Origin of the sequence: Lamprocystis purpurea DSM 4197 (assembly GCF_000379525.1) — a bacterium.
Lineage (GTDB): Bacteria > Pseudomonadota > Gammaproteobacteria > Chromatiales > Chromatiaceae > Thiodictyon > Thiodictyon purpureum.
Window position 1 is genome coordinate 1 of record NZ_KB902364.1, and the last position, 12582, is coordinate 12582.

The following is a 12582-nucleotide window of genomic DNA, read 5'->3' on the forward strand; positions in this document are numbered from 1 at the left end:
TTCCCGCCGTGCTTCAGCCTGATCTGTGCCGTGTAGGCGGTGGTGCCGTCGGCGCGTTGGCGCGCTACGATGGTAGCCATGGGTGTGCTNGCTCGTGTCGGTGCTACAAGGCGCGGCTTGTAGCACTCCCGTCGCACCGAACGCAAACGAATAATGCTGAATAGTGCTAAATGATGACGAATAANGCGGAAGGAAATCCAGCAACGACGGGCGATCCGAGCAAATTCAANGCGTCGCGGTTGTCGGTTGCCCCCATGCTGGATTGGACGGATCGGCACTGCCGGTATTTCCTGCGGCTGATCACCCGACACACCCTGCTCTACACTGAAATGGTCACCACCGGTGCCCTGATCTACGGCGATCAGGATCGGCACCTGCGGTTCGACCCGGCGGAGCACCCGCTGGCGCTCCAACTCGGCGGCGCGGACCCGCGGGCCATGGCCCAATGCGCCCGGCTGGGAGCGGATTGGAGATATGACGAGGTGAATATCAACGTGGGCTGCCCCTCGGATCGGGTGCAGAACGGGCGTTTCGGGGCCTGCCTGATGGCGGAACCCCAGGTGGTGGCGGACTGTGTAGCAGCCATGAAAGACGCGGTCGCGCTGCCGGTGACAGTCAAGTGCCGGATCGGGATCGATGATCGGGACAGCTACGAGGAACTGGCCGCGTTCGTCGCCGCCGTGGCCGCGGCCGGTTGCGACGCGCTCATCGTGCACGCCCGCAAGGCCTGGCTCCAGGGTCTGAGCCCGCGGGAGAACCGCGAGGTCCCGCCGCTGCGCTACGATGTGGTTGCCCGACTCAAGGCGGACTTTCCGGCACTGAGCGTCGCCATCAATGGCGGCATTCTGACACTGGACGCGGCGGCCGGTTTCCTGAATCATCTGGACGGTGTCATGATCGGCCGGGCGGCCTACGAGAACCCCTGGATGCTGGCCCAAGCGGACCGCCTGATCTATGGCGCTGCAACCCCGGTTCCGACCCGCCACGAGGTACTCGAGCGTTTTCTTCCCTATGTCGAGCGGCAACTTCAAACCGGTGTCCCGCTGGGAGCCATGAGCCGGCACCTCCTGGGGCTCTTCCAGGGCCAACCCGGCGCCCGTGCCTGGCGTCGACACATCAGCGAGCACGCCCATCGACCCGGCGCCGGGCCGGAGGTGCTGACCGCCGCCCTGCCGCCCGATCCTGCACACGCCGCTACGAGCGACGATCAGCAGTCCGCATATGACCGCACCTAGGGCGATTGCCGGAAAGCGATCTACAGGTTTTCACAGGTTGAACCCAACGGTCGGGCCGACATGCTGCTGCACTGGCTGCCGCTGACCCTGCTCTGCGCGCTTGCCCTGGCGAGTGCGGATGCGGCGACCAAGGCGTGGCTCCAAGAGTTCTCGGCCCGTGAACTGGCGGTGGTCCGGCTCGGCCTGACCGGGCTGCTGCTGTCTCCGCTGCTGTGGGACCTGCCGCCGCTCACGGGGCTGCCGGCCGCTTTCTGGTGGTGGCTGGCCGCGCTGGTGCCGCTGGAACTGTTGGCCATGCTGTTTTATATGAAGTCCATCCGCGACCATCCGTTATCGCTCACCCTGCCTTACCTGGCCTTTACCCCGGTGTTCGTCATGGGCATCGCCTGGGTCCTGCTCGGCGAGGCGGTCACCCTGCAAGGGGCCGGCGGCGTCTTCCTGGTGGTGGCCGGGGCCTGGCTGCTCAATGGCGAGCGGGCGCAAGCCCAGGACTGGCGCAGTTGGGGCGAGCCCTTCCGGGCCGTTGTCGAGCAACCGGGGTCACGGATGATGCTGGCGACCGCGGCCATCTTCGCGTTGACTTCCACCATGGGAAAGGGCGCCATGCAGTACATGGCGCCGGAGCAGTTCGGGCCATTCTATTTCGGGGTGCTGGGTCTCACGGTCACGCTGGTCTTTGCCGTGCCGCGGCCGGGCATGTTTCGCAAGCTCGCCCGTCGGCCCTGGGCCGTCCTCACGGTCGCCGCACTCATGGGAATCATGGCCTACACCCACTTCCTGGCCATCGCGCAGGTCGAGGTGGCCTATATGATCGCGGTGAAACGCGTCAGTCTGCTGTTCGGCATCCTCTATGGCGCCCTGCTCTTTCGGGAGACTGGTCTCATCCGGCGGCTGCCGGCCGGCGCGCTGATGGTGGCTGGGGTGGCGCTGATCCTGCTTTGAGTTCCTGATGCAGGATGCGCAGCAGCTCACGAATCGCAAGCGGATGGCCGACGCCACTGTGCCCGCTGGGGACCACGACCTCGGATTGGGCACTCGGCAGATGGGCGCTGCGATAGGTGACCACCCCATCCGAGCTGGCCGCCAGGTTGCCGCGCCCACGGTCGCCGAGGATTGTATGGGCCGGGACCTGCGGCGTGGTCGCATCCAGGACGCGCAGAAAGGCCGACTCGGGCGACAACCCATGGATGCTGTTCGGCAGACGCCCGCCATAGGAGCCGACGAGGCTGTCGGCCAGGGCGCCGAACTCGCGCAACAGCGTGTCGGGCAGCCGGATCAAGCGCGTCCCCCAGGCACCCAGACCGCTGGTCGCGAGCCGGCTGCCCCGATGCGGGGTGAACATGAAGACCACCCGGCTCACATCGGTCCGCGGCGCGAAGACCAGGGCGCGGCGCGTCGCGCTGTAATCGGGCAGGGTCCCGATGTCCGGAACCATGGTCGCGGCGTCCTCCACGGTCACCCGTGACACCTGGGCGCGAGAGAGGATGCCCCCCATGCTGTGGCCGATCAGGACCATAGGCTGCTTGGGCCGATACCGGGTCACGGCATCGTCCAGCGCCTGGCGCAACTGGAGCGCGGAAATCGGCACCGGTTTCCCCGTTGGATAGTAATAGAACCAGAACTGATAGTTGGCGCGGACCTGATCATCGGCGAGGAGGCCCTTGACCAGCGGCGCCCAGACCTGCGGCGTCGACATCAGCCCGTGGACCAGCACCAGTGGACGTTTGACCGGATCGAAGGGTTCCAGAAAGACGATGCGCGGCTGTCCGGTGAAGCGGCCCGGCCGCACCAGGTTGACGAGTCCCGAGAGCAGGCTCGGCCCGGTCGCGCGGGTGGCATCCAGGGGCGCCTCCAGGTCCATCGCCACAGCCGTTTGGCCGTGGGCCGTGCGCACCGACCGGATCTGGTCCGGCTGCACCAGTGCCGCGGTGCAGCAGGTCGCCGCGGGGTCCGCGGGCAGTGCGATCAGCGTCCGCGGGAGTTGGTAGCCCGCCCGCGGGGCGTTGGGATCGGTGGACATGAGGCGGGCGATGGTCGGCAAGCCCAGGCCGGACCGATGCAAGCCGGGAACGGTGACCCGCGGACGCGTCACCGGCCGCAGATCGGTGAAGGCATCCGGCGCCTGAACGCCCGGCGGCACCTGCTGCGCCGGCACCGTCGGGCCCAAGATGTCGGACGGCCGGGCCGCATCCTCCAGCAGACTCGGCAAACGGCTGGCGACCAGCTCCCGATAGTCCGTCGCGGCAGCGGCGCGTGCCCGCTCGCTGCTGCCCGGCGCGGCCAGCACCTGCACCGCGGCGTCCAAACGCGGACCAATCGATGGCGTCTGAGACGGTACCAGCGCTTGGCAGCCGCCGAGCAGCAGACCGATGCAGAGTCCCGCGAGTCGACCCGCCGGGCGTTGAAACAGGATGGCTAGGCACATGGTATTACAGTTCATCGATCCAGCCGCGGGCTGCAGCCGATGCGGGAATGGTAGGAACAGGTAACGGAATTAGGCTACGATTCCGCACGCGATTCAACTCACCTGGGTGTTCTCTAGGAAGTGTCAGACATGTCCATCCACTGCTGCACGACGCACCTCGCCTTCCGGGCCGGACGCCGCTGGTCCGGCACCCTCGTCCTGACCGCAGTCCTGGCGGCCTGCCAACCGAGCGAAGAGATCCAACCCGTGCCCGAACCGGTCCGCCCGGTGCGGGTGCTGACCGTCGAAAAGCTGCCCGGCGGCGAGACCGTGACCCTGACCGGCAACATCCAGGCCCAGGACGACGTGGCCCTCGCCTTCCGGGTGGGCGGCCAGTTGATCGAGCGCACCGTCAACGTCGGCGATCGGGTGCGGGCGGGTCAGGTGATCGCCCGCCTCGACGCGGTGAACGAGCGTCACGCCGTGGACGCGGCCCGCGCCAATCTGGCCGGCGCCAGGGCGCGCCTGGTCGAGGCCCGCAACACCGTGCAACGTTACCAGCCCATGCTGGCTCGCGGCTTCGTCGCCCGCGCCCAGTTCGATCGCGCGGTGGAAGCGCGCGACGCCGCCCAGGCCCAGGTGGACGCCGTCCAGGCCCAGGTCAACACGGCCGAAAACCAGCTCGGCTTCACGACCCTGGTCGCCGATGGACCCGGCACCGTCACCGCCCGTGGGGCCGAACCCGGTGAGGTGGTCGCGGCCGGCGCCATGATCGTGCGGCTCGCCCGCCAGAGTGGGCGCGATGCGGTCTTCGACGTACCGGCGCGGGTGATCGAAGCCGCGTCGGCCGAGGACACGGTGACCGTTGCCCTGAGCAGCGACCCCCGGGTCACCACCACCGGCCGGGTCCGCGAGGTCTCGCCCCAGGCCGACCCGGTGACGCGAACCTTCAAGGTCCGAGTGGGTCTCGCCACCCCGCCGGAGGCGATGCGGCTCGGTTCCACCGTCACCGGCGCCATCGCGCTTGGCGGGACCGCGGGCATCAAGATCCCGACCGCGGCGCTGACCGCGACCGGCGGCGCACCGGCGGTCTGGACGCTGGACCCCGAGTCGAACACCGTGGCGCTGCGCAACGTCGATGTGGTGCGCTATGAACTCGACCGGGTGCTGGTCTCCCAGGGTCTGGAGCCCGGCGAACTGGTGGTGACCGCGGGCGTCCAGACCCTGCGCCCTGGCCAGCAGGTGCGGCTGCTCGGGGAGAGCGCCGCAATCAGCCCGGCCCCGGCTCCCAGCCCGGTCCCCGTCGAGCAGGCCAAACCCGAGGCGAAACCATGACCGGCTTCAACCTCTCCGCGTGGGCCATCCGCAACCGCTCGGTCACCATTTTTATCATGCTCGCCGCGCTGATCGCCGGGATCAGCTCCTTCTACCAGCTCGGCCGCGCGGAAGACCCGCCGTTCACCTTCCGCACCATGGTGGTTGGGGCGGTCTGGCCCGGCGCCACCCTGGACGAGACGATCAAGCAAGTCACCGAGCGCCTCGAACGCACCCTGCAGGAGGTCCCGAACCTGGACAACCTGCGCAGCTTCACCCGCGCCGGCACCACGACCATCTTCGTCGATCTGATCGGCAGTACCCAAGGCCGAGCGGTCGCGGACGCCTGGTATGAGGTGCGCAAGAAAGTGGCCGACATGCGCCACACCCTGCCGCAGGGAATCGTCGGCCCCTTCTTCAACGACGAGTTCGGCGATACCTTCGGGATCATCTACGCCTTCACCGCCGACGGCTTCACGCACCGGGAGTTACGCGATGCCGTCGAGGGTGTCCGCTCCGAACTGCTGCAAGTCCCCGACGTGTCGCGGATCGATATCCTCGGCGCCCAGGACGAGATCATCTTCATCGATTTTTCGGCCGAGCGGCTCGCCGGGCTGGGGTTCGACCCGAGTACGCTGATCGCGGCCTTGCGCGCGCAGAACATCGTCAGCCCCGCGGGCGTGCTGAGCACCAGCGACGAATCCATTGCCCTGCGGGTCACCGGCGCCTTCGGCTCCGAGCAGGACATCGCCGAGGTCACCTTCGCCATCGGTGACCGGATGCTGCGGCTGCGTGACATCGCCGAGGTGCGCCGCGGCTTCAGCGACCCGCCCCAGCCGATGTTCCGCATCAACGGCGAACCCGCCATCGGCCTGGCCATCGCCATGCGCGACGGCGGCGACACCCTGGCGCTCGGCCGCAATGTCGCGCACGCCATCGACAAGATCAAGGCCGACCTGCCGCACGGCATCGAGCCGCGGCTGGTGGCGGATCAGCCGTTGACGGTCGACCTGGCCATCAATGAGTTCACCGAATCGCTGTGGCAGGCCATCGCCATCGTGCTGGTGGTGAGCTTCGTCGCGCTCGGGGTGCGCGCCGGGACCGTCGTCGCCGTGGCCATTCCGCTCACACTCGCGGTGGTCTTTCCGCTGATGGACATCGTCGATATCGACCTGCAGCGCGTCTCGCTGGGGGCCCTGATCATCGCGCTGGCGCTGATGGTCGACGACGCCATGACCACCATCGACGCCATGAGCCGCCGGCTAGCCGCGGGCGACGACAAGGTGGCCGCCGCCACCTATGCCTACCAGCACCTGTCCTTTGCGATGCTGATCGGCACTCTGGTCACCATCGCCGGCTTCGTGCCGATCGGCTTCGCCCAGAGTTCCGCCGGCGAATACACCTTCTCGATCTTCGCGGTGGTCGGCATCGCGCTCATCGCCTCCTGGTTCGTCGCCATGGTCTTCGCCCCCTTGATCGGCATGGTGCTGCTGCGCCCGCCCAAGCCCGGTCAAGCGGAGAAGCCGAACCGCACGGTGGCGATCTACCGGGGCTTGCTGACGCTCGCGATGCGCGCCCGCTGGTTCACCATCGCCCTGACGCTCGCGATCTTCGTCGCGGCGATCATCGGTCTGGGCCAGGTCCCGCGCCAATTCTTTCCGTCCTCGGATCGCCCCGAATTGCTGGTCGATCTACGGCTGCCGCAGAACGCCTCGATCCATGCGACCGAGCGGCTGGTCGATACCTTCGAGCAAGTCCTGCGCGATGACCCCGAGTTCGCGCCCGAGATCGCACGCTGGAGCACCTACATCGGCCAGGGCGCCATCCGCTTTTATCTGCCGCTCGATGTGCAGTTGGCCAATCCCTTCTTCGCCCAGGCGGTGATCGTCACCAAGGACATCGAGGCCCGCGAGCGGCTGCAACCACGGCTGGAACAATTGCTGGCAGAACAGTTTCCGCAGGTGGTGGGACGGGTCTCGCCACTGGAATTGGGGCCGCCGGTCGGCTGGCCGGTGCAGTACCGCGTCCTGGGTCCGGACCCCATTAAGCTGCGCGACATCGCCATGCAGCTCGCCGATCGCGTGGCCGCCCATCCGGGGACGCGCCGGGTCAACTTCGACTGGATGGAGCCGGAGCGGGAACTGCGCATCCGTATCGACCAGGATCAGGCCCGCCAGCTCGGTCTGAGCAGTCAGGCGGTGTCGACCGCACTCAACACCACGATCTCCGGCACCACCATTACGCAGGTCCGCGACGACATCTATCTGGTCAATGTGGTGGCGCGCGAACTGGGCGGGCAAAGCCTCTCTGTGGAGACCCTGCGCACCCTGCCGGTGTCATTGGCCAATGGACGCACCATCCCGCTCAGCCAGTTCGCTATCTTCGAGTACGGTCAGGACTTTCCGCTGGTCTGGCGGCGCGACCGGGTGCCGACGCTGACCGTCCAGGCCGACGTGGCACCGGGCGCGATGCCCGAGACCGTGGTCGCCGACCTGGAGACGCCCATCGCCGAACTGAACGCCAGCCTACCCACGGGTTACCGCATCGAACTCGGCGGTTCGGTCGAGGAGAGTACCGATTCGCGCGCTTCGGTCTTCGCGGTGGTGCCGCTGATGATCCTGCTAATGCTTTCGCTGCTGATCTTCCAGCTCAAGAGCTTTGCGCGGCTGTTCATCGTGCTCAGTCTGGTGCCGCTGGGCCTGATTGGCGTGGTCGCCGCGCTGCTGCTGTCCGGCAAACCGCTCGGCTTCGTCGCCATTCTCGGCATTCTGGCCCTGATCGGCATGATCGCCAAGAACGCGGTCATCCTGATCGACCAGATCGAGGCCGAGCGGGCCGCGGGCCAGACGATCTGGGACGCGGTGGTGGAGGCCAGCGTCTCGCGCTTCCGCCCCATCATGCTGACCGCGCTCTCGACCGTGCTCGGCATGATCCCGATCGCGCCGACGGTGTTCTGGGGCTCCATGGCCTATGCCATCATGGGGGGGCTGCTGGTCGCGTCGCTGCTCACGCTGGTGTTTCTGCCGACCCTCTATGTGACCTGGTTCGGAGGTCATCCCACACGTCCGGCGCCGGACGGCCCGGAAGCAGCCCAGACGGTGTGACGCCAGGCGAAGCCCGGATTCAAGACATCAAGCGTCGCGGCCGATCAAACATCTTGCCGCCCCGACCAGGAACTTAAACCATGTCCGTTCAACCCAAACTCCAACTCCATTTTGCGGACTGGCTCGCCGCCGAACGGGCGGCGGACCAGGGCCGCACTGAATATGTGGACGGCGAGGTCTTCGCCATGGCGGGCGGCACCGAGGCCCATAACCTGATCTGCGGCAACGTGCTGCGCGAACTGGGCAACCGCTTCAAGGGCCGTCCCTGCTATGTTTACACCAGCGACATGAAAGTCCGGATCGAGTCCGCCAACCTCGGCACCTACCCGGACGTTATGGCGATTTGCGGAGAGCGGCTGTTCTGGGACGACCACCGGGATGTCATCATCAACCCCGGCCTGATCGTCGAGGTCCTCTCCGACAGCACCGAAGCCTATGACCGGGGGAACAAGTTCGGTTACTACCGATCACTCCCCAGCCTGCGGGCCTATCTGCTACTGTCTCAGCACCGAATCAGTGCCGAACTCTTCCTGCGCCAACCCGGCGGCGACTGGCTGCTCTCGACCTACGACGATCCACGCGGCTCCATTCCGTTACTGGCCTTTGACACCGCATTGCCGCTGGCCGAGATCTATGACAAGGTCGAGTTCGCTACGCTCGCTGCGACAACGCAAGACTAGCCGCGTCCACCCAGCAATTCCAAATTTGGGCGACCTCGCGCGACCCTGCGCTCATTGCAGTTGCTGTCCCGCAAGCTCTTGACCAATGCAGCGGCGCTCCCGGCAGGTGTAGTAGCTCGTGGTGCGCCCCTTATACTCATCGGTTGTGCGGCACAGCAGGTATTCCCCGCGGTTCGCCACGACCTCGGCTCCCACGGCAGAGACGGCGGCGTTCCCGGCCTTATTGCGGGTGGCCGTCGTGCCGGCGGCGGCCTCCGACGTCACGGTCCCGGCGGTGCCGCTTGCCGCGGATGGGACGGCCTCGGACCCGCCTTTTCCCAATAGCTGATCGTACGAGCAGGCAGACAGCGCAAGGGTTAGCGCTGGCTGGATGTCCGGCGCTCCAGCAGGTCTTTTAGCCGAACAAGTTCCTCGTTGCTGAGTCCGAGTAGCCGGTCTTCGGGGCGCAGACCGCGAACCAGATCCTCCGGCGACAGCCCCCGCAACCGCTCCTCCGGCGGCAACCCCCGCAGCCGCTCCTCCGGCGTCATTTCAGCCAACTTTTCGCGTGTCCACTCGCGCTTAAAATCTTCAAACGTGTAGGCCATCGAGATACCCACCTCGCGGTAGCGTTGGTAAATTTGCTCAAGAGTCAGCGACGGGAGGACAACGCCGCTGCCCTGGCTGATTTTTTAGCCTATTGTCTGGTGCTGGGTTGGCCGCAAGTGGCGTCCGGTGTCTATGCGGAGATCCGCAATACGTTGGAGTCCAGAGGGACACCCATCGGGTCCAACGACCTTCTGATTGCCGCCCATGCCCGCCACCTTGGTTGTACACTGGTCACGAACAATGTTGAGAAATTCACAGTAACGCCGTGACCTGTAGGGTCCGCTGTGCGGACCGACGACCGTGCCGATCGCGCGGCGGCCGGGTTTATGACCAAGGCCGCCCCGGCATCGACGCGGCGATGGATGGCTCCGACTTCCAAGCACCGCTGCCCATGTCCTCGCTCTTACACGTGTTCATGGGTGCCCGCATCGCAGGGACCGGTGCTTGAATCTCCCTGGTGACCACGTCTTCTCAATGTCAGGCCTCGACAAGGCCTCGGACCCCGGGGAGTACCGGCGCCGCTCGCTATCGCGCAGCGCCTCGTTGCCTACCGGCGGGACAAAACCGTCAGCACTCGCCAACAAAAACGTTCGGGGCTCAACACCTTCAGTGTCGGCATCACCCGTGACCTTTGCACCTCGCCTGCGCATCAGCCTACGCATCGACCCGTCCGTTACCGGCTACGCCGCAAGGCGCGATACACTGGGCTCGCGGCTCACGATGACCCAGGCGGGACGCTCACCCGCTAGAACATGCGGCCTTGGCAGGCCGTACTGTCCCGGAATTTCTCTTTTTTTCATAGGCGTTGCGCTCTGGCGGCGTCATTCGGCGTGCCGAGTTGATCCTTCGCTAGCCTTGATCGCAGTGAACAGTTCTCTTAAGTCTGGATCGCTGAGCCATTTTTCTCTTTCGGTTGTATAATCGCCCCACCCCGTTTCCGTTTGCTGCAAGAATCTTATCATGCCAACAGGCCCGAGGCTCCGGCTCAGGGCATCTATGCCAATGGCCCTCACTTGATCCAATGTCATTCCTTGCGCGTTCATCTAAATAATCTCCTGTAGCCAGGTTAAAGGATTAGAAACCCTAACGCTTACTGTCGCTTTCTTCCGGGCCGCCCTTTTAATCAGCTTGTCATCTGTCGACAAGAAAACGTCTACGCCAGCTTTTCTGGCGCAAGCCAAGTGCAGGGCGTCATATGACCTAAAGCCGACGCTCTTCAGAGTCGCGGCGGCGGCGAATATTTCTTCATCCAGCGTTATGATGGAAGTGGCTTGTTCGCAAAGCTTTAACAAACGACGCCGCCTGTCCAGGCTTGGAGCTTGATTCACTTCGAACAACACAACGCTGCTGCTGATCCATATCCAGTTTTCGGCTTCCAAGTTCTTCAGAATAGCGATGACCGCTTCCGATTCCAGGTGAATCCGGTCCTGTGTTTGGTCGTCAAAGGGGCGATTGAGACAACAAACGTCCAAATAAATCTTCATTCAGTGTTTTTCGAATTATCTGATGTGAACCTTCAGGCGGAGTTGCCAAACCAGACAAATAAAGTTAGCTGTGGTCTTTCCCCGATTGCTCCCAAATGGAAAAGGATAATTAATCGTGGGCTGTCCCCTATTGCTCTTGCCAACCGACTAAGTCACTGTTTTAAGTTGGTCTCGTGCTTAGCTTAGCGCCATTCGAGTCTGTCTCCGGTTTCCCGTGGCTAGGTCCAGCCGTTCGATGGCCTACTGACCCCGTTCGCCTCCCGTTAGCCTCAGTGACCACTCCGCCTTCGACGGTTAGCTTTTAACTGGATGGGTGGCCAGCCATTCCTTTAGGATTGTGTTAACTCGCGTCTGCCATCCCGGACCACTAGCCCGAAGAGCACCGACAACTTCAGGATCCAGCCGGATAGCGACCTGCTCTTTCGGGGGACGTTTGTTTGGTCCTCGATTTCGCCGCAACGCTGAAATGGTGGCTGCCACGCCGCCACCCGCAGTAACGGTTGCATCGCACCAATCGACTCTGCCATTATCTGCTGACGAGGTAGGCGCAGCTGCCTTTGCAGCTTCAATTTCAGACGGGCTAAATCGAGCGGAAGTACTCATCGGCGTCTTTGCGGTCGGCATAGCGGCAAGAGATTAAATGTGCGACGTCATCGCCGCGCGGAGTCCAAACCAGAAAGACAACTTTGCCTTGCCACATGCCCAGGCTTTGCAGCCTCAGTTCACCGTAGCTTTCACGGTTGTCTTCAGTTGTGATCATTGGATAGTCAAAAACCGGCTCCAGATCGGATAGATCAATCTTGTGCTTATGAAGGTTTTCCCTTCGCTTTGACTCATCCCAAGCGATCATCGGCAAAATGTATATGCATTCTGCTGACTTGTCAATCGGATTCTTGACGCTGCATCGAGTTTGCCGTTTTTGACCCCCGACCAGCCGGCCTGCGGCACCGTGATGACCTCGTGCCCAATCGGCAACGGTGCTAGGCGTCGGGGAACGTCTTCGTCAAGCAGGATGCGCATCAGTGAGCAAGGCGGCCTTCGTCTCTTCCAGCGCCGCGATGGCCAGATCCCGGCTGACCGATGGGAAATCCTGTAAGAAAACCTCCAACGGGTCGCCGGCTTCCAAGTGGTCGAACAGAATCTGGATTGGCACGCGCGTCCCCGCAAAAACGGGGGTGCCGCTGTGACGTTCCGGATCAACGATCACCAATTGTGCGTTCATGTCGCGTTCCAGATCAGATGTGTCGTCATTCTCGCCGCGGACGGCCTTGATCATCGTTTCGGCCGGAGTCGGCCTGTCCGCAACTGGAGGCCGAGGCTTTCGCCGGTAGCGATTCCCGAGATCTCAAAAAAAATCATTGGTGTCTGCGCGCCGGACCGGCTAAAGCCTCGACCTCCAGTGGCCGGAACGATGACCAAGGCCCCGCGGACTAAGCAAGCAGCAAAGGCTGACCGGCGGCGATGGCCAATGCCCCGCCGGGTGATGATTGCTTATCGGACAGCAGGGTTCGGTGACGAAGTAACCGCATCAATCGCACTGATCCTGTGGTGGTCGGTGACCGGTGCCGGCGGCGTGCGTCGCAGCGGAGCGGGCGATCTGGGCCATCAGTGAGCGGTCTTGCAGGACTTAGCGCGTTTCCTGCTCGCACTCCCAATCCTCGGCGCTGATGACCACGAAGTCGGCGTCGTCGCTGGCCGTGACGTTCGGTGGCTGATGGTCGGCGATCATTTTTGCTATATGCTCCTAGAGGTTGCCCCGAAACGCTGTTCCGA

General features: G+C 64.3%; 13 protein-coding genes. 6 read left to right on the forward strand and 7 right to left on the reverse strand.

Translation table 11 applies throughout. The features are described 5' to 3' along the window. Positions 1–173 precede the first annotated feature (173 nt). Together dusA and A39O_RS0102330 are read left to right on the forward strand one after the other, a co-directional pair. Entirely contained in the window at positions 174–1235 is a 1062-nt protein-coding gene (gene dusA, locus A39O_RS31640) for a tRNA dihydrouridine(20/20a) synthase DusA (protein WP_085954678.1), read from the forward strand. Between the two features lie 60 nt (positions 1236–1295). Then, entirely contained in the window at positions 1296–2177 is an 882-nt protein-coding gene (locus A39O_RS0102330; protein WP_020503105.1) for an EamA family transporter, read from the forward strand. On the opposite strand, the gene A39O_RS36115 is transcribed toward A39O_RS0102330, so the two are convergent. Further along, positions 2116–3660 carry an esterase/lipase family protein gene (locus A39O_RS36115; protein ID WP_020503106.1) on the reverse strand — a complete coding sequence of 515 codons (1545 nt, stop codon included), beginning with the start codon at positions 3658–3660 and terminating at the stop codon, positions 2116–2118. The two genes, A39O_RS0102330 and A39O_RS36115, sit on opposite strands and share 62 nt — an antisense overlap. Before the next feature lie 129 nt (positions 3661–3789). Between A39O_RS36115 and A39O_RS0102340 the strand changes: the two genes are divergently transcribed. From A39O_RS0102340 to A39O_RS0102350, 3 genes are all read left to right on the forward strand, one after another. Then, positions 3790–4974, forward strand: a complete 1185-nt coding sequence (locus A39O_RS0102340) for an efflux RND transporter periplasmic adaptor subunit (RefSeq protein ID WP_020503107.1) — start codon at positions 3790–3792, stop codon at positions 4972–4974. After that, positions 4971–8057 carry an efflux RND transporter permease subunit gene (locus A39O_RS0102345; protein WP_020503108.1) on the forward strand — a complete coding sequence of 1029 codons (3087 nt, stop codon included), beginning with the start codon at positions 4971–4973 and terminating at the stop codon, positions 8055–8057. Before A39O_RS0102340 ends, A39O_RS0102345 begins: the two co-directional genes overlap by 4 nt. Before the next feature lie 80 nt (positions 8058–8137). Continuing rightward, a complete protein-coding gene (locus A39O_RS0102350; protein WP_020503109.1) occupies positions 8138–8737 on the forward strand; it encodes a Uma2 family endonuclease in 600 nt (199 codons plus the stop codon). A 51-nt stretch (positions 8738–8788) separates the two neighbouring features. Here A39O_RS0102350 and A39O_RS0102355 read toward each other — a convergent pair whose 3' ends face one another. Both A39O_RS0102355 and A39O_RS0102360 read right to left on the reverse strand, forming a co-directional pair. Next, entirely contained in the window at positions 8789–9001 is a 213-nt protein-coding gene (locus A39O_RS0102355) for a hypothetical protein (RefSeq protein ID WP_245561739.1), read from the reverse strand. A gap of 92 nt (positions 9002–9093) precedes the next feature. Further along, positions 9094–9324, reverse strand: a complete 231-nt coding sequence (locus tag A39O_RS0102360) for a hypothetical protein (protein ID WP_020503111.1) — start codon at positions 9322–9324, stop codon at positions 9094–9096. 24 nt (positions 9325–9348) lie between these two features. Here A39O_RS0102360 and A39O_RS37530 point away from each other — a divergent pair, with 24 nt between their 5' ends. Next, positions 9349–9594: a type II toxin-antitoxin system VapC family toxin gene (locus A39O_RS37530; protein ID WP_245561741.1), complete on the forward strand. Its 246-nt coding sequence runs from the start codon at positions 9349–9351 to the stop codon at positions 9592–9594. 774 nt (positions 9595–10368) lie between these two features. Here A39O_RS37530 and A39O_RS0102370 read toward each other — a convergent pair. The 4 genes from A39O_RS0102370 to A39O_RS0102385 all read right to left on the reverse strand — a co-directional run bounded on the left by A39O_RS0102370 (position 10369) and on the right by A39O_RS0102385 (position 12085). After that, positions 10369–10809 carry a type II toxin-antitoxin system VapC family toxin gene (locus tag A39O_RS0102370; RefSeq protein ID WP_020503113.1) on the reverse strand — a complete coding sequence of 147 codons (441 nt, stop codon included), beginning with the start codon at positions 10807–10809 and terminating at the stop codon, positions 10369–10371. 294 nt (positions 10810–11103) lie between these two features. Further along, on the reverse strand, positions 11104–11433 hold the full coding sequence (locus A39O_RS0102375; RefSeq protein ID WP_322786424.1) for a BrnA antitoxin family protein: 330 nt from the start codon (positions 11431–11433) through the stop codon (positions 11104–11106). Further along, entirely contained in the window at positions 11390–11659 is a 270-nt protein-coding gene (locus tag A39O_RS0102380; protein WP_020503115.1) for a BrnT family toxin, read from the reverse strand. The genes A39O_RS0102375 and A39O_RS0102380 overlap by 44 nt, the downstream gene beginning before the upstream one ends. A 153-nt stretch (positions 11660–11812) precedes the next feature. Next, complete coding sequence (locus A39O_RS0102385) at positions 11813–12085, reverse strand: DUF433 domain-containing protein (RefSeq protein ID WP_020503116.1); 273 nt, start codon at positions 12083–12085, stop codon at positions 11813–11815. Positions 12086–12582 lie beyond the last annotated feature (497 nt).

Coding starts and splice junctions, on each gene's coding strand:
- A39O_RS0102330 (WP_020503105.1), top strand. CDS start 1,296: ATGCTGCTGCACTGGCTGCCGCTGACCCTGCTCTGCGCGCTTGCCCTG.
- A39O_RS36115 (WP_020503106.1), bottom strand. CDS start 3,660: ATGTGCCTAGCCATCCTGTTTCAACGCCCGGCGGGTCGACTCGCGGGA.
- A39O_RS0102340 (WP_020503107.1), top strand. CDS start 3,790: ATGTCCATCCACTGCTGCACGACGCACCTCGCCTTCCGGGCCGGACGC.
- A39O_RS0102345 (WP_020503108.1), top strand. CDS start 4,971: ATGACCGGCTTCAACCTCTCCGCGTGGGCCATCCGCAACCGCTCGGTC.
- A39O_RS0102350 (WP_020503109.1), top strand. CDS start 8,138: ATGTCCGTTCAACCCAAACTCCAACTCCATTTTGCGGACTGGCTCGCC.
- A39O_RS0102360 (WP_020503111.1), bottom strand. CDS start 9,324: ATGGCCTACACGTTTGAAGATTTTAAGCGCGAGTGGACACGCGAAAAG.
- A39O_RS0102370 (WP_020503113.1), bottom strand. CDS start 10,809: ATGAAGATTTATTTGGACGTTTGTTGTCTCAATCGCCCCTTTGACGAC.
- A39O_RS0102375 (WP_322786424.1), bottom strand. CDS start 11,433: ATGCCGACCGCAAAGACGCCGATGAGTACTTCCGCTCGATTTAGCCCG.
- A39O_RS0102380 (WP_020503115.1), bottom strand. CDS start 11,659: ATGATCGCTTGGGATGAGTCAAAGCGAAGGGAAAACCTTCATAAGCAC.
- A39O_RS0102385 (WP_020503116.1), bottom strand. CDS start 12,085: ATGATCAAGGCCGTCCGCGGCGAGAATGACGACACATCTGATCTGGAA.